At 65.6% G+C, this 14,567-nt stretch carries 16 protein-coding genes; 6 read left to right on the top strand and 10 right to left on the bottom strand.

Translation table 11 applies throughout. The features are described from left to right. Window positions 1-10: 10 nt before the first annotated feature. Both NDN01_RS15290 and NDN01_RS15285 read right to left on the bottom strand, forming a co-directional pair. A complete protein-coding gene (locus NDN01_RS15290; protein ID WP_272622581.1) occupies window positions 11-313 on the bottom strand; it encodes a hypothetical protein in 303 nt (100 codons plus the stop codon). A 192-nt stretch (window positions 314-505) separates the two neighbouring features. Beyond that, window positions 506-1,090 carry an HD domain-containing protein gene (locus NDN01_RS15285; protein WP_272622579.1) on the bottom strand — a complete coding sequence of 195 codons (585 nt, stop codon included), beginning with the start codon at window positions 1,088-1,090 and terminating at the stop codon, window positions 506-508. Window positions 1,091-1,227: 137 nt separating this feature from the next. Here NDN01_RS15285 and NDN01_RS15280 point away from each other — a divergent pair, with 137 nt between their 5' ends. After that, window positions 1,228-2,850 (top strand): MFS transporter, encoded by a 1,623-nt coding sequence (locus NDN01_RS15280; RefSeq protein ID WP_272622577.1) that lies wholly within the window; start codon window positions 1,228-1,230, stop codon window positions 2,848-2,850. A 181-nt stretch (window positions 2,851-3,031) separates the two neighbouring features. Here NDN01_RS15280 and NDN01_RS15275 read toward each other — a convergent pair whose 3' ends face one another. The 3 genes from NDN01_RS15275 to NDN01_RS15265 are packed head-to-tail and all read right to left on the bottom strand — an operon-like array spanning window position 3,032 to window position 4,670. Next, complete coding sequence (locus tag NDN01_RS15275; protein WP_272622576.1) at window positions 3,032-3,592, bottom strand: DUF1190 domain-containing protein; 561 nt, start codon at window positions 3,590-3,592, stop codon at window positions 3,032-3,034. 11 nt (window positions 3,593-3,603) lie between these two features. Then, the gene (locus tag NDN01_RS15270) at window positions 3,604-4,017 is read right to left on the bottom strand and encodes a DUF350 domain-containing protein (RefSeq protein WP_272622575.1); all 414 of its coding nucleotides are present in this window, start codon (window positions 4,015-4,017) and stop codon (window positions 3,604-3,606) included. An 11-nt stretch (window positions 4,018-4,028) separates the two neighbouring features. Continuing rightward, window positions 4,029-4,670: a DUF2491 family protein gene (locus NDN01_RS15265; protein WP_272622574.1), complete on the bottom strand. Its 642-nt coding sequence runs from the start codon at window positions 4,668-4,670 to the stop codon at window positions 4,029-4,031. 155 nt (window positions 4,671-4,825) lie between these two features. Here NDN01_RS15265 and NDN01_RS15260 point away from each other — a divergent pair, with 155 nt between their 5' ends. The 3 genes from NDN01_RS15260 to NDN01_RS15250 are packed head-to-tail and all read left to right on the top strand — an operon-like array spanning window position 4,826 to window position 7,191. Beyond that, complete coding sequence (locus tag NDN01_RS15260) at window positions 4,826-5,269, top strand: YjfI family protein (RefSeq protein ID WP_272622572.1); 444 nt, start codon at window positions 4,826-4,828, stop codon at window positions 5,267-5,269. 16 nt (window positions 5,270-5,285) lie between these two features. Then, window positions 5,286-6,017 carry a PspA/IM30 family protein gene (locus NDN01_RS15255; RefSeq protein WP_272622570.1) on the top strand — a complete coding sequence of 244 codons (732 nt, stop codon included), beginning with the start codon at window positions 5,286-5,288 and terminating at the stop codon, window positions 6,015-6,017. Window positions 6,018-6,027: 10 nt separating this feature from the next. Then, complete coding sequence (locus NDN01_RS15250; protein WP_272622568.1) at window positions 6,028-7,191, top strand: glutathionylspermidine synthase family protein; 1,164 nt, start codon at window positions 6,028-6,030, stop codon at window positions 7,189-7,191. 14 nt (window positions 7,192-7,205) lie between these two features. On the opposite strand, the gene NDN01_RS15245 is transcribed toward NDN01_RS15250, so the two are convergent. Beyond that, the gene (locus tag NDN01_RS15245) at window positions 7,206-8,804 is read right to left on the bottom strand and encodes an ABC-F family ATP-binding cassette domain-containing protein (protein ID WP_272622566.1); all 1,599 of its coding nucleotides are present in this window, start codon (window positions 8,802-8,804) and stop codon (window positions 7,206-7,208) included. Between the two features lie 264 nt (window positions 8,805-9,068). Next, the gene (locus tag NDN01_RS15240) at window positions 9,069-10,205 is read right to left on the bottom strand and encodes a pyridoxal phosphate-dependent aminotransferase (RefSeq protein ID WP_272622564.1); all 1,137 of its coding nucleotides are present in this window, start codon (window positions 10,203-10,205) and stop codon (window positions 9,069-9,071) included. 219 nt (window positions 10,206-10,424) lie between these two features. On the opposite strand from NDN01_RS15240, the gene NDN01_RS15235 reads away from it, so the two are divergent. Together NDN01_RS15235 and alr are read left to right on the top strand one after the other, a co-directional pair. Next, window positions 10,425-11,177, top strand: coding sequence for a glycine zipper domain-containing protein (locus NDN01_RS15235; protein WP_272622563.1), 753 nt, complete (start codon window positions 10,425-10,427; stop codon window positions 11,175-11,177). Window positions 11,178-11,646: 469 nt separating this feature from the next. Further along, on the top strand, window positions 11,647-12,666 hold the full coding sequence (alr, locus tag NDN01_RS15230) for an alanine racemase (protein WP_272622561.1): 1,020 nt from the start codon (window positions 11,647-11,649) through the stop codon (window positions 12,664-12,666). A 29-nt stretch (window positions 12,667-12,695) separates the two neighbouring features. Here alr and NDN01_RS15225 read toward each other — a convergent pair whose 3' ends face one another. The 3 genes from NDN01_RS15225 to NDN01_RS15215 are packed head-to-tail and all read right to left on the bottom strand — an operon-like array spanning window position 12,696 to window position 14,457. Then, window positions 12,696-13,580: an aspartyl protease family protein gene (locus NDN01_RS15225; RefSeq protein WP_272622559.1), complete on the bottom strand. Its 885-nt coding sequence runs from the start codon at window positions 13,578-13,580 to the stop codon at window positions 12,696-12,698. A gap of 50 nt (window positions 13,581-13,630) precedes the next feature. Beyond that, window positions 13,631-13,849 carry a helix-turn-helix domain-containing protein gene (locus NDN01_RS15220; protein ID WP_272622557.1) on the bottom strand — a complete coding sequence of 73 codons (219 nt, stop codon included), beginning with the start codon at window positions 13,847-13,849 and terminating at the stop codon, window positions 13,631-13,633. Further along, window positions 13,849-14,457 (bottom strand): DUF2975 domain-containing protein, encoded by a 609-nt coding sequence (locus NDN01_RS15215; protein WP_272622554.1) that lies wholly within the window; start codon window positions 14,455-14,457, stop codon window positions 13,849-13,851. The genes NDN01_RS15220 and NDN01_RS15215 overlap by 1 nt, the downstream gene beginning before the upstream one ends. Window positions 14,458-14,567 lie beyond the last annotated feature (110 nt).

Below are 14,567 nucleotides of genomic sequence, written 5' to 3'. Positions count from 1 at the left end.
CCTTGCGGCATCAATTGCGTGGCTTCTTCCGTTGATTTTCCTGCATCCGTTGCTCGATGCCATCCACGCGGGAATTGAGCTGATCCAGGCGCTGGCCATTATTCTGCGCCTGCCCGGACGCGGCCTGTGCTTCCGCCAGAGCGGACTTCGCCGTGCCGTCGGTTGCCTGCAGCCTTGTCTCGAGCGCATCGACCCGCTGGCTCACGGGAGCGATCTGGTCCCTCACATACCCTTTTGTGGCGCAGCCACCCAGGCCCAGCGCACCAGCCAAAATCAAGACTGCGGGGGCAAATTTCGTCACAGATGGCGACATCGCGTTCTTCCTATGGTTTACGACCTGCTCGCAACTGAAGCCGCGCGTGCCGGTTCCATCGATTCTGTCCGGCTGTGCATCTGGTCAGGTGAATGGATGCGCCGATGTCATCATCCTGCAAATTCAGCGTTTCGTGCGGGCGTGCCCGAGGACACTATCAAGCAACATCAGGAAAGCAGCACCTCGCTGGTGCTATGCGCGTAGCGTCGCGATCGATCGTACCAGATTCCGGCGGGCGGCGGCGCCGAAGCGGATTCGTCCCCAATCGGAAAAATACAGCGCGTCACGCGCCACAAATCCCTCCAATATGGCGGCGCGCCCAGCGCGGAAGGCTGCCTCCGGCACCTCGCGATACTCATGCCGAACGCCAGCTTCATAGGCATCGAAAACGTCCGGTGCGGCCCCGAGAATGGACAGGTCCATGTCGAGGAACATTACCATGTCCGCTACTTCATCTTCGGGAAGTCCGACCGGAATCGCGTGGCGCGCCGTCGCCTCGATCAGCCGGAGCACGCGGCCCAGCGTCCTGTCAGGCACCACCCCGTTCAGCATCTTCTTCGCCAGTTCCGCACTGCGGCGCTCATTGTCGCTCCGTCGCGGCTCGTAGATCGCATCATGCAGCAGGATGGCGCATCGCACGGCGAGCGGATCGTGCAGCCGGTCTTCGACCTCGCCGTACAGTTTGAGCAGCGCGAGCGGATGGCTCCAGCCATGATAGCCGCGGTCCGGCCCCGAATGCAGCGCTCGGATCTCGTCAAGCAAGGCATCGCTCAGCATGGCATTCCCTCGCATGGCGGTCCGTCAGTTATGGCAAAGCCCCGCGGGTCTGGCGATCCGTTTCGATCGCCTTCCAAACCCCATCTTGCCGCTCTCACATATCCCGCTAAACGTCTCTCCCAAGGGGAGAAGCAAGCATGGCCACGACCGCGGCAGCCGACATGGCGCCCGAACAGGGCGTACCGCCCGAGCCGAGCCGGAAGGACATCCAGCTCGTCATCACCGCGTCGTCGCTCGGCACGATCTTCGAATGGTATGATTTCTTCATCTACGGCACGCTCGCCGCGTCCGGCATCATCGGCCGTGTCTTCTTCCCTGCCGGCAATGAGCTGGTCCAGACGCTTGCCGCCTGGGCGGTGTTCGCGGTCGGCTTCGGCTTCCGTCCGCTTGGTGCGGTGCTGTTCGGTTTTCTTGGCGACAAATGGGGCCGTAAATACACCTTCCTCGTCACCATCACGTTGATGGGCGTCGCCACCGCGGGCGTGGGGCTGGTGCCGTCGGCCGCCTCGATCGGGCTCGCCGCGCCGTTCATCGTCATCGGCCTGCGCATCCTGCAGGGGCTGGCGCTCGGTGGCGAATATGGCGGGGCGGCGATCTACGTCGCCGAGCATAGCGGCAAGGGGAAAAGCGGCTTCTACACCAGTTTCATCCAGGCGAGCGTGGTCGGCGGCTTCATCCTCAGCCTGATCGTCGTGCTCCTGTCGAAGGGGCTGATGCCGCCCGCCATCTGGGAAAGCTGGGGCTGGCGCTTCCCCTTCGTCTTTTCGCTGCTGCTGCTCGCCGTGTCACTGTGGATGCGGCTGAAGCTCAACGAGAGTCCGGTGTTCAAGGCGATGAAGGCCTCGGGCGAGACGGCCAAGAACCCCTTTACGGAGAGCTTCACCTATCCCGGCAATCTCAGGCGGCTGTTCGTCGCGTTGTTCGGCATCTCGGCCGGGCTGACGGTGATCTGGTACACCGCGACCTTCACCGTGCTTTCCTTCCTTCAGACGACCATGCGGGTCGAATCGACCACCGCCCAGCTCATCGTCGGTTTCGGCGCAACGCTCAGCCTGTTCTGGTTCGTGTTCTTCGGCCGCCTGTCGGACCGGGTCGGCCGCAAGACGCCGATCATTCTCGGCTACGCGATGACGCTGTGCCTGCTCTTCCCGATGTTCTGGATGCTGGGCAGCGCCGCCAACCCGGATCTGGCGCGCGCCGCTCGCCATGCGCCGGTCGTCGTCTCCGGCCCGACCTGCAACTACAATCCCTTCGCCGCGAAGCAGGTCGACAAATGCGGCGAGCTGCTCGACTATTTCTCGAAAAAGGGCGTCGCCTATACCAAGGCCCATACGCCGGTAACTCTGGTCATGATCGGCCAGGTGCCGGTGGCGGATACCAGCCCGGCCGGCCTGGACAAGGCGCTGACCGAGGCCGGCTACAATCTGGACAAGGTCGTGCCGGGCGTCCGCAGCATCATCGTCATCATGCTCGCGATCATCGTCATGGGTGCTCTTTCGGGGATGACCTATGGCCCGGTCGCCGCGCTGCTGGCGGAGATGTTCCCGCCGCGCATCCGCTACAGCTCGATGTCGATCCCCTATCATATCGGTACCGGCTATTTCGGCGGATTCCTGCCGTTCATCGGCCAGTATATCGTCGCCAAGACCGGCGATCCCTATGCCGGACTGTGGTACACCTTCGCGGTGGTGGCGATGGCGCTGGTGGTGACGGCGGTCGGCCTGCACGAGACCAAGCCGGGCACGGCGAATGCCGATTGAATGGGGTTTCTTGGGCGCCAGTTCGTTCCGTGGGTACAATGGGGCCCGATTGAGCGCGTGACGCTTGTCCCCCGATACGCGATCTCGACAGGCCTTGCCCGAGCGTCATGGAGGGGTTCGATGGCTGTTCGGGACGAACGGGGCGCCTATACTCAACGCTAGCCGCTCCAGGGAGCCCGGCCTAACCCCCGAACCCGCGCCCGCCGCCGCCGAACCCGCCGCGCGAGATTACCGAACTACGCGATTGTACCCGAGTCGGCGCACGCGCCGCCGGATTGAACGCTTCCGATCCCACGCGCGTCCGCCCGGTCACATAGTCCCGGCTCACCATCCCGCCCGCGCCGCCATAATAGCCGCCGTCGCGGTCGCGATACATCGGCGCCCCGCGATAGCCGCCGCCGACATTGTTCAGCGCTTGGCCGATGATGAATCCGGTCAGCAGTGGCGTGAAGAAGCTGCCGCCATTCTCGTTGCGCGGCACGCACTGGGCGGCGCCGAACTGCTCCTCGCAGGTCTTGCGATCTTCGAAACGCGGCGCTGTCTTCGCATCGGCCTTGGCCGCTTCGGCATAGGCGGTCTCGCACTGTGCCGCCGGGACGGTGCCCGCCGCGCGGCATTCAGCCACCGAGGTATAGCTGACCGCGTCGACCTGCTTGCCCGTGTCGGAGACCTCGCACGCGCTTAGCGAGAAGCCCGTTCCGGCCATCAGGCCGGTCAGGACGATGGATCTGGATCGCTTCATCGCCAGTCCCTTCAGGAGGTCATGCAGGCGGCGTTGAGCAGCCCCACGCCGATCGAGATGCTTCCCATATAGATCGCCGCGGCAAGCTCGCCGCGCTCCACCCGGTCGCTCAGGTCGCGCATCACGACCCGGCGGACGACGGTGAAGGTCACGATCTGGATCACGCCCGCCAGCACCGCCCATGCGGCGAACTCGATCAGGCTCACGGTGTTTTCCAGTGCTGACGCGAGCGGCAGGATATAACCGAGCAGCGCCGCGCCCAACGTGACCGCCGCCGCGACGTTGCCGTCCCGGATCAGCTTGTGCTCGTTATAGGGTGTCGCCGCCTGGTAGATGACCTTGAATAGCATCGTGAAGACGCCCGCCGCGACGAAGGCGATGAGGAAGGCGAGCGCGTTCGCCTTGAAGCTGTGGGGATCGATCATCGCATGTCCTCTCAGGCCCGGAATTCGCCCAGTTCGAGCACGACGCCTAGCATGATCTCGAACGATACGTCACCGTTCTGGTTCTCCTGGTCGATCGCCAGCAGCAGCTCGATCCCGTCGCCGGCCAGCTCGCGCGCGAACAACATGCTGGTCTGGAAGATGCGCCGGTCGACGATCCCGTCGCGGTCGTCGTGCAGCTCTTCCCAGAATGTCACCGGCTCCTGCCGCGGGGACTCTTCGCCGAACCAGAAGCGGCGATAGTCGGGCAGCCCCGTGTCGGTGAAGGTGCGCGCCGTCAGCCGTTCGCGCCATGCCGCGCGCTCCGCCGCCGATCCCGGATAATAGCTCTGCCACGGCACGAACAGGGTGACGTCGGTCACTTCCTGCCCGGCGCGGTCGCTCGATACCGCCTGGAACATCACATCGTCGTCAGTATAGAAACGATGGACAAAGCCTCCGTCGTCGAGCTTCACCAGCCCCTGCGCCACGATCTGCAATGTATCGCCGTCGAACGGGAACGTCAGTTCCGACCCGAATCGCCGCCAGGCCAGCGGATCGAGCATGACGGTACGGCCGATCGTCACGTTGCGGATGGTGGGGATCGCGGAGTCCGCAAGCGCCTGCTTGCGGCCGAACAGACGGTCGAACATCATGGCCTCGAATAGTGCGAAGCCCGCCATAGACGCGCGCGCGCCATCGTGGAAGGACCGGATGCGACGATCCGATGCGACGGGAGTGCTGGCACGGCGTGGCAAATCTTCTATGAGCGCCTATCTCACCACCACATGACGACGCCCGGGAGAAAACCATGACCGACACTGCCTGGACCGTTCGCACACTGAAAGCGGCGCTGGACGGCACCGCGGCCGTCGCCGCCGGGGAGTTCAGCCTGCGCGTCGTCGAAGGGGCCGATCCCGTCCTGCTCGCGACGATGCACGGCCAGGGCGACCTTGAGGTGTTCGTCAATGTCAGCGAGGCGCAGATCGCCGCCTCGGTGCTGCTCTGGCCGTGCGACGAACAGCCCGATCGCCCCGCCTTCAACGAATTCCTCCTGAAGACGCAGAAGCTGGTGCCGCTCTCCAACTTCGGCATCGCTACCGTCGATGGCCGCGATTTCTATGAATTGTTCGGCGAACTCGCCACCACCTCGCCGCTCGATACGATCGTGATCGAACTGCACACGCTGGCGGAAAACGCGATCGATGCGGCCAGGGATCTGCGCGCCGCCTTCGCCCCGACCACCGCCCGATAACCTGTCCGGAGAGAGAATGATGGCCATCTGGAGCAAGCTTTTCACCCTCGGCCGCGCCGCCGGGAACGACGCCGCCGCCGCGGTGGTCGACGCCAATGCGCTACGCATCCTCGATCAGGAGATCCGCGACGCCGACAAGGCGCAGGGCAAGGCGCGCGACGATCTCGCCGGCCTGGTCGCCCGCCGCCGCATCCTTGAGGCGGAGGTCGATAGCTTCCAGTCCCAGGTCGCCAAATATGAAGGCTCGGCGCGCACCGCGGTCGAGAAGGGCAATATGGATCTCGCCCGCCAGGTGGCCCAGCGCATCGCCGATCTCGAACAGGATATCTCGATGAAGGCGCCGCAGGTCGCCGATATGCGCCAGGCGGAGGAGCAGATTCACACCGCCATCGCCGCGACCGACCGCAAGATCGAGCAGCTCCGCCGCGAGGTCGACGTCGTGAAGGTCAATGAATCAGTGCAGAAGGCCCAGGCCACCGTCGCCGCCAGCGGTGCGGGCACTTCGCTTGGCTCGGCCGCCGACAGCCTCGCGCGAATCCGCGAGCGCCAGATGATCCGCGGTGAGAAGCTCCGCGCCGCCGGCGAGCTCGAGGATCGCCGCACCGGTGCCGATCTCGATGAAAAACTCCGCCTTGCCGGCATCCTGCCCGGCCAGTCCTCGGCCGACGACGTGCTCGCGCGCCTCGCACCGCCGAAGCCGACGCTGCAGATCGAGCAGCGTCGCGACACTGATTCAACCGAGAGCTAAGGCGAAAACCATGCGGCGCATCACGCTCGAGCCCCGCGCCGACTGGCGCGCCAAGGCTGATGCGATCGGCTTCGTCTATCACGACACCGGCGGCGCGCCCTATTGGGACGAGAGTGCCGCCTATGCCTTCACGCTGGAGGAGATCGAGGAGCGGATCGAGCCCGCCGCCGAGCACCTTCACGCGCTCTGCCTCGATCTGGTCGAGCAGGTGGTGCGCGATGAGGCGCTGCTTGCCCGGCTGGCCATCCCGGCGGAACAGCATGAGCTCGTCGCGGAATCCTGGCGTACCCGGCAGCCCTCGCTCTACGGCCGCTTCGATCTCGCTTATGACGGCGCCGGTCCGGCGAAGCTCTACGAATACAACGCCGACACGCCGACCTCGGTGTTCGAGTGCGCGACCTTCCAGTGGCTCTGGCTTGAGGAACTGCTCGAGGCCGGCACGCTGCCGGTGAACACCGACCAGTTCAACAGCCTGTTCGACCGCCTGCGCGATCGTTTCGCGACGATCTTTCCGACCGGCGGCTTTGTCCATTTCTCCGCTGATGGTGACGCGGTGGAGGATCGCCAGACTGTCCGCTTCTTCGAGGACCTTGCGACCCAGGCGGGGATCGAGCCGAAATTCGTCAGGATGGGCGATATCGGCCTCAACGCCGACGGCAGGTTCGTCGACGCCGATGGCTTCGAGCTCCAGGCCGCGTTCAAGCTCTACCCCTGGGAATTCATGTTCCGCGAGGAATATGCGCCCAGGCTGGCAAAGGCCGGCGTGCGCTGGATCGAGCCGGCGTGGAAGGCGATCCTCTCCAACAAGGGCATCCTGCCGTTGCTGTGGGAGCGGCATCCCGGCCACCCCAATCTGCTTCCCGCCTTTTTCGATGACGATCCGGCCGCCAGGTCGCTCGGCGAGGAGTATGTGCGCAAGCCGCTCTTTAGCCGTGAAGGCGCCAACATCCTGGTCTCGCGCAATGGTAAGGCGGAAACCGTGCTCGATGAGGGCTATGGCGCTGAAGGCCATATCCGCCAGGCCTATCACCCGCCCGCGATGTTCGATGGCCGCTATCCGGTGATCGGCGCGTGGATCGTCGGGGATGAGCCTGCCGGCATCGGCGTGCGCGAGGATGATGGCGTGGTGACGCGCAACCTCGCCCGGTTCGTGCCGCATTTTATCGAGGGGTAGGGCTCGTTGCCCGGTTATGGGTCGTCCCGCTGCGTCCCGCCCAGCGCCACCCGTCGCTCAACCCCGATCGCGTCAAGGAACGCTTCGTCGTGGCTGACCACAAGCAGCGCCCCGTCATAGGCGGCTAGTCCGGCCTCGACCGCCTCGATCGAGTCAAGGTCGAGATGGTTGGTCGGCTCGTCCAGGATCAGCAGCGAAGGGGGGCGCTCTCCGCCCAGCACACAGGCCAGCCCGGCGCGCAGCATCTGCCCACCGCTGAGCGTCGAGACGATCTGCAGGGCGGCGTCGGCGCGGAACATGAAGCGCGCCAGCGCCGCCCGGCACGCATTCTCGTCGGTCGTGCCGTTGATCCGCGCATAATTGTCGCGGATCGAGCCGTGCGGGTCGAGCAGGCTCACCCGCTGGTCGAGCATGGCAAGATCGACCTGGACCCGCACCGTGCCGCTCCACGGCGCCAGCGCGCCGGTGATCAGGCCGAGCAGGGTCGTCTTGCCCGATCCGTTCGGCCCCGTCACCGCGACCCGTTCCGGCCCGCTGATCGTCAGCGAAAGGTTGCGCAGTACCGGCGTGCCCGTCTCATGGCCGGCGGTCACGTCCTTGATCTCGAGCACGACACGATTCGCCGGCAGCCCGGTCGGTGCCAGCGTCACCGCAAAGGGCTGGAGCACCTCGACCCGCTCCCGCGCTGCCGCTGCTGCCTCGGCCGCCTGGGTCCGCTGCCGCTCGGCGAGGCGCCGGTTCTCGCCGCCGCTGTCCTCGGCCCGGTCCTTGCGCGCGCCGATCAGGATGCGCGGCATGTCGCCCCTGGCGCCCTTGCGCTTGCCGGCACCGTCCTTGCGGGCCTTTCGTTCGGCGGTTTCCTGTATGCCGCGCGCGACCTCGGTCATCTGCCGTTCGGCCTCGGTCAGGTCGCGTTCGGCCGCCGTGAGCTCGATCGCCTTGCGCTCGCGATAGTGAGTCCAGTTGCCGCCATAGCGGGTCGTGCCGAGGCTGGTCATCTCGACGATCGAGTCCATCGTATCGAGCAGCTCGCGATCATGGCTGACGACGATCGCGCCCGCCCGCCACCCGGCGAGCAACGCGATCACCGCATCGCGGCCGGCCCGGTCGAGATCGTTGGTCGGCTCGTCGAGCAGCAGGAAATCCGGTTCGGCGAAGACCATGCCTGCCAGGCGCGCGCGCGTCCGCTGTCCGCCGGAAAGCGCGGTCAGCAGCGTATCGGGGCCGGCATCGAGCCCAACCCTCCCGAGCGCGGAGGCGATACGATCTTCCAGCGTCCAGTCCGCCTCGCCAAGTTCCTCTAGGCTGGCGACACCTTCCTCCGCGCGGCGCAGCAGGGCGAGCGCCCCCGTCGCGCCGAACAGGTCGGCGACTGTCTCGTCGGGGCGAACCTGCACGACCTGGTGCAGCACACCGATCGTACCGCTCGCGGAAATCCGGCCCGACTGGACCGGCAACTGGCCCGCGATCAGCTTGAGCAGCGTTGATTTGCCGACGCCGTTGCGCCCGACCAGGCCGGCGCGCTCTGCGCCGAAGCTCAGTGAGAGGTCGACAAGGACCGGGCGATGGTCAGGCGTTGACCAGGATAGTTGGGAAACGGAAATGGCGGGCATGATGAACTTCCCTGAAGGCAAGGCGGGCTGGCGATGCGGTCGGAGAGAAGGTCATGGTACACGTCCGGTCGGAGGGCCGTTGTCAGCGGCCTGATGAAGATCGAGGTAGAGGCGCGGGGGGCGGGTTGCAAGTTGGCGCGAGCCGGCACCGCCTTTCGCGGTCGGTCGGGACTCGGGATATGAGGTGATGGTGCTGGCCGGTCTCGGTCATCCCCGCAATGCCGATGGGGCTGACGATATCGGCAGCACTCGGCTGCCCGCCGGCTAGTTCCGGGTCTGCGCCGCGAACCATGGGGTGATCCGGCGCAGCGCTTCCTCCACCCGGTCAGTCGAGACGGCGAAGCTGAACCGCATGAAGCGGTGGCCTTCCACCGGATCGAAATCGATCCCCGGCGCCGTCGCCACGCCGGTATCCTCGAGCAGCTTCATGCAGAACGCCATGCTGTCATCGGTCAGGTGCCCGATATCGGCCCAGATATAGAAGGCGCCGTCAGGCGGCGCGATCCGGCGCAGCCCGAGCGCGGGCAGCGCCGCCAGCACCAGGTCGCGGTTGCGCGCATAGGTATCGACATGCCCTCCCAGTTCCGCGCGGCAATCGAACGCGACCAGCCCGGCATGCTGCGCCAGCGAGGGCGGCGTCAGGAAGAGGTTGCCCATCCGCGCCCGCGCGGCGTCGATCAGCGCGGGCGGCACCACCAGCCAGCCGAGCCGCCACGCCGCCATGCTGAAATATTTGGAGAAGCTGTTGACGATCAGCGCGTCGGGTTCGTCCTGCAGCACCGATCGCACCGCCCCGATATAGCTCAGCCCGTGATAGATCTCGTCGGAGATGATCCGGATTCCCCGTTCGCGGCATATCCGGACGATCGCGGCCAGTTCTTCCGGCGCGATGATCGTGCCGGTGGGATTGGCCGGGCTGGCGAGGATCAGCCCCTGCGGTGCCGGATCGAGCAGTTCGACCGCCGCCGCCGTGATCTGGAACCGCTCCGCCGCGCCGCAGCCGATCTCGACCGGCTCGAGATGAAGCGCCTTCACCGTGTTGCGATAGGCGACATAGCCCGGCCGGGCGAACGCCACCCTGTCGCCCGGTGCGAACAGGCACGACAGCGCGAGCACGAAGGCGGGCGAGGCGCCGCAGGTGAGCACCACCTGCTCGGGGTCGACCGCGACGCCATAGGCCTCGCCATAATGCCGCGCGATCCGGGCCTTGAGCGGCATGCTCTCCCAATAGCCCATGCCGTCGCTGTCGAGCACATGATGCGCCGTGGCGATCGCCGCCGCCGGTGCGCCGGTGGAGGGCTGGCCGAACTCCATATGGATGATGGAACGCCCTTCGGCCGACATCCGGTGTGCGGCGCGGCTGATGGCGATGGCGTGGAAGGGATCGATCTCGGCTGGCATGATGCCCGCTTAGCGTCCGCGGCGGCGGGTACAATCGCCCGCGACGTTATTTTGGGGGGTGGGACGGCCGAATGCGGTCCGGTCAGCAACGGTTCACGCATGAAGGCGTATCGGTGCGGGTAATGCGGTAAAAGGATGTGTTTGATGTCCCGGTCGTTTCGGCGAACTGCCTGCGCTCTGGTCGCTGTGGTGACGGCGATCTCCCCCATCTCTGCCTCCATGGCATCGGCCCAGGATTATCCTCCCGGCCAAGGCTATCGGGATCCGCCGCCGGCGCCGCCGCAGCAGGGTTATCAGTATCAGGAGCCTCCTGCTCCGCAGGCGACCTATCAGGAACCCCAGGGCTATCGGGAGGCTCCTCCTCCGCAACAGGGCTATCAGCCGCCGCCTCCGTCGCAGCAGGGCTATTACCAGGATGACGCGCCGCCTCCCGGCTATGACGGGTCCCGGCCGCCCCCGCCCCCGGTGGGCTATCTGGCCGACCAGGAGGACGCCGCGCAATACGCGCAGGATCAGCGCTACGAGGCCTATGCCGAGGACTGGTCGCAGCGATACTGCGTCAAGGCGCGGAGCAACGCCGCCGCCGGCGCCGTGATCGGCGGCCTGTTCGGCGCCTTGCTCGGTTCAAGCGTCGCCGGTCGCCACGATCGCGGCGCGGGCGCCTTTATCGGTGGCGTCGCTGGCGCCGCGGGCGGCGCGGCGATCGGTGATTCGAGCCGCAACGAAACCAGCCCTGGCTGTCCTCCTGGCTTCGTCGTTCGCAACGGCGCGCCGGCCTTTTATTATGACGGCTATGGCTCGTCCTATTATTATGCCGCGCCAGTGTGGTACCGGCCCTGGGTTTTCTATGGCGGCCGCTGGACCTATCGTCCCTATCCCTATCATGCCTGGTATTATCGCCACTACGGCTATGGACGGCCCTATGGCGGCTATCGCGGCTATGGCGGGGGCTATCGCCACCGCCGCTGGTAAGGGCTGGCTGATCGGACAGTCAGTTCAGGCGAGGTGACATTCGCCCGGCGGCGATCCAGCGCTGACCGGATTCGGGTGGTCTGCGTCGATGCTCAATCAATTCCCTTTCGCCCGGGCCGAGTCGGTCGCTTCGGTCCGGGCATCTCATCTTCACCTGACAAGTATCGCGCTGGAAATCGTCCTACCCTGTTTCCGTTCGTGTCGAGTAGGGACCAAGTGGCGAAGCCGCATTGAGGTACGGGTGACGCGCGGAACGCCTGCTCCTTGAGACACCCTTTCGACAGGCCTGTCTCGAGCGTCGTCGAAAGGCTCGATGTCTACTCGGGACGAAGGGAGGCTGATTTATCGCTCGGTACCCGGGCGTTCCGTCGAGATATCGCTCGCGCTGGAGTGACTGTCAGCCCGAGGGCTGTTCCGGGATCGCGATCCGCGCTGGCGTAGCGCGAGTCAGCCCGCTAACCGCCGGGGCATGACTCCCCTTCGCCTCCGCCTCGACAGCACTGCCCTCACCGACAATTGGCGCACCCTCGCCACGATGAGCGGGAGTGCGGCATGCGGGGCCGCGGTGAAGGCCGACGGTTATGGTGTCGGCGCGGTCGAGATCGTGAAGCGTCTCGCGGCAGCGGGCTGCCGGGACTTCTTCGTCGCGATCTGGTCGGAGGCGGCGGCGCTCGCTCCCCTTGGTGTGCAGGTGTCGGTCCTGCACGGGGTGCGCGACGAGGATATGGTGATGGCGGGGCAGGGGATCGCGCGACCCATCCTCAACAGCGCCCGCCAGGTCGCGCGCTGGAAGGCGGCTGGGGGTGGCCCGTGCGACGTGATGATCGATACCGGCATGAACCGGCTCGGCCTGTCGCTCGATGATCTGCCGCTGCTCCATGGTCTCGAGATCGAGACGCTGATGAGCCATCTCGCCTGCGCTGATGAAGATGTCGCGATGAACGAGCGCCAGCGCGTCGCTTTCGCCGCGCTCGCCGGGCGGACGCAGGCGAAGCGGATGAGCCTTGCCAATTCAGCCGGTGTGGCGCTCGGACCGGACTATGCCTTCGACCTGACCCGGCCCGGTCTCGCTTTATACGGCGGCATTCCACGGGCCGAACTCGGCGCGATCCGACAGGTCGTGGCGCCCGAGGCACAGATTCTCCAGCGCCGTACCGTCGCCGCGGGGCAGACGATCGGCTACAATGCCACCTGGACCGCGCCTGCCGAGACCCAGGTCGCGATCCTCAACCTCGGCTATGCCGACGGTTATTTCCGTGGCTTCTCGAATACGGGCGCGGCTCTTCACGACGGCAAACGCCTGCCCTTGCTGGGGCGTGTCTCGATGGACCTGGTCGCTATCGACGTCAGCGCCGCGCCGCACCTGGCGGAAGGCGACTGGCTCGCGCTCGATTATGCCCTGCCCGAGGCGGCCGCGCAGTCGGGCATGTCGCAATATGAGTTGCTGACCAGCCTGGGCGACCGCTTCGAGCGGGTGTGGACCGGCTGAGGCATTTTGCGTCCGGGCGTGACTGATACCTATCCCGTCCGTTTGCAACGCGAGCGATCGAACCAGAACCGCTTGTCCTGATGGTCATAGACCAGCCGCAGATCCCGCATCGCGTTGATGCCGAAAATCATCGCTGGCCTGTCGCCTATACCGAAGCTCCCGAATACGGACAGGTCGGCAATCCGCACCGTGACGTCCTTGGCCGTGCGGTTGTCGAAGGATATGTCCACCTTGCCTTCGCGGGTCTCGATCGCGCTCGATGCCGCGCCGTAGAGCGTTTCGCCGGGACCGAAGCCGGCGCCCAGGCCAGCCGCGCGGGCGAATAGCGGGTTGATCTGCGTGCCGCGCGACCCGGTATCGAGCACAGCCGTTCCCGCGACCCCGTTGATGGTGACCGGGAATGTAAGCTGAGTCCCGTCGACGACCGATCCCCCATGGATGACGGCTGCTCGCGACTGCAGAATCGTGCGCATCGATGCAGGCTTGGGTATCAATGTGACGGTCCGGCAGGGAAAATCGAACGTCGCGATCGACCCGTCCATCAGGTCGTTGCCCGTGACGCCGGCCACGATCTCCGCATCCTTCCGGTCCGGGAGACCGGAGACCCGAACATTCCGCATGACACGCCCGTCGACCGCGATACTGTCCAGGCGATAGGTCGTCATCATCGTCGCCCCGGTCATTCCCTCCACGCTGATCGCCTCGCCGGGCGGGAGGCCCTGCTGCTTCGCGAACCAGTCATAGACGTGTGAGCCGTCGGCGCCGGTGTCGAGGATGAAAGGCACGGTACCCTTGCCGTTGACGAAGGCCGGGACGACGAGGTGGCCGTTGCCCGCCGGCGTGAGCGGGACGGTTGAACTGGCATGGGCGCTGAACAGCAGGCATGACGCGGCAATCGCCGAAATCGGACGCATTGATTTTCTCCAATAGTGATGATGGCTGGCGCGGCGACCTTGCCGGAAATCTACGTCTCCGCCGCGCCCGGATCGAATTCCAGCAGGTCGCCGGGCTGGCACTCGAGATGATGGCAGATTGCCTCGAGCGTTTCGAAGCGAACGCCCTTTACCTTGCCCGATTTCAGCAGGGACAAGTTCGCTTCCGTGACGCCGATCGCCCGGGCAAGTTCGTTCGACCGCATCTTGCGTTTCGCGAGCATCACGTCGAGGCGGACCACGATCGGCATCAGACGAAGCCGGCCCGATCGCGATCGATTTCCGAGCCGAAGGCGACGACGTGAACGAACGCGAAGAGAAGAATGCCGAGCACCGCCGCGTCGAGCTGTCGCAGTTCCAGCTTTATCGCCACCGCGCTCATGCCCGCCACGTACAGGGCGGCATGAGTGACCAGGGGAACGACGGCATATCCTATGAGCGCCCATGCGATGCGATGGAGATGGGCTTCGTTCCGGGCGGTGAAGACCAGTTGCCGCGCATAGAGGCGGAACAGCCCGATCAGGCTGGCGAGGATGACCAGGCTGGGAACGAGGCGAAGGGTCAGCAGGCCAGCGGCAAGCACCGACTGCCAGACGGCGAAATGGGAGATCGGGACGAAATCGGACGGTAGGTTCGACGCGTCGTCACCGGGGAGGACAAAGGCGAAACCGCCATTCAACAGTCCCGCATATTGCCCGTCCCGCAGGAGAAGCAGGAGAATCTGCACGGTTGCCGCGGCTGCCATGACCATCATGCAGGCGCAGGCGATCGCGAAGAAGATTCGCCCGCGTCGCGCGAGCTTCATGCTTGGCGTCAGGCCATCGCTGGCGGGATCATTGCCGTTGCTCATCCGACTCATACCACCTCCGTTGAAGGTAATATAAGACGATAATTATCGTATGGCAATAATTAATTGCCGATATTCGATGAGGCGCCAGCACGAAAGCGCCGGCCGAGATCATATCGGCC

Origin of the sequence: Sphingomonas sp. QA11 (assembly GCF_028473665.1) — a bacterium.
Taxonomy (GTDB): domain Bacteria; phylum Pseudomonadota; class Alphaproteobacteria; order Sphingomonadales; family Sphingomonadaceae; genus Sphingomonas; species Sphingomonas phytovorans.
This window is presented reverse-complemented; position numbering and strand designations above follow the sequence as displayed.

Excerpts from the sequence above, each read along its gene's own strand:
- NDN01_RS15290 (WP_272622581.1), bottom strand. The coding sequence starts at position 313 with ATGTCGCCATCTGTGACGAAATTTGCCCCCGCAGTCTTGATTTTGGCT.
- NDN01_RS15285 (WP_272622579.1), bottom strand. The coding sequence starts at position 1,090 with ATGCTGAGCGATGCCTTGCTTGACGAGATCCGAGCGCTGCATTCGGGG.
- NDN01_RS15280 (WP_272622577.1), top strand. The coding sequence starts at position 1,228 with ATGGCCACGACCGCGGCAGCCGACATGGCGCCCGAACAGGGCGTACCG.
- NDN01_RS15275 (WP_272622576.1), bottom strand. The coding sequence starts at position 3,592 with ATGAAGCGATCCAGATCCATCGTCCTGACCGGCCTGATGGCCGGAACG.
- NDN01_RS15270 (WP_272622575.1), bottom strand. The coding sequence starts at position 4,017 with ATGATCGATCCCCACAGCTTCAAGGCGAACGCGCTCGCCTTCCTCATC.
- NDN01_RS15265 (WP_272622574.1), bottom strand. The coding sequence starts at position 4,670 with ATGATGTTCGACCGTCTGTTCGGCCGCAAGCAGGCGCTTGCGGACTCC.
- NDN01_RS15260 (WP_272622572.1), top strand. The coding sequence starts at position 4,826 with ATGACCGACACTGCCTGGACCGTTCGCACACTGAAAGCGGCGCTGGAC.
- NDN01_RS15255 (WP_272622570.1), top strand. The coding sequence starts at position 5,286 with ATGATGGCCATCTGGAGCAAGCTTTTCACCCTCGGCCGCGCCGCCGGG.
- NDN01_RS15250 (WP_272622568.1), top strand. The coding sequence starts at position 6,028 with ATGCGGCGCATCACGCTCGAGCCCCGCGCCGACTGGCGCGCCAAGGCT.
- NDN01_RS15245 (WP_272622566.1), bottom strand. The coding sequence starts at position 8,804 with ATGCCCGCCATTTCCGTTTCCCAACTATCCTGGTCAACGCCTGACCAT.
- NDN01_RS15240 (WP_272622564.1), bottom strand. The coding sequence starts at position 10,205 with ATGCCAGCCGAGATCGATCCCTTCCACGCCATCGCCATCAGCCGCGCC.
- NDN01_RS15235 (WP_272622563.1), top strand. The coding sequence starts at position 10,425 with ATGGCATCGGCCCAGGATTATCCTCCCGGCCAAGGCTATCGGGATCCG.
- alr (WP_272622561.1), top strand. The coding sequence starts at position 11,647 with ATGACTCCCCTTCGCCTCCGCCTCGACAGCACTGCCCTCACCGACAAT.
- NDN01_RS15225 (WP_272622559.1), bottom strand. The coding sequence starts at position 13,580 with ATGCGTCCGATTTCGGCGATTGCCGCGTCATGCCTGCTGTTCAGCGCC.
- NDN01_RS15220 (WP_272622557.1), bottom strand. The coding sequence starts at position 13,849 with ATGCCGATCGTGGTCCGCCTCGACGTGATGCTCGCGAAACGCAAGATG.
- NDN01_RS15215 (WP_272622554.1), bottom strand. The coding sequence starts at position 14,457 with ATGAGTCGGATGAGCAACGGCAATGATCCCGCCAGCGATGGCCTGACG.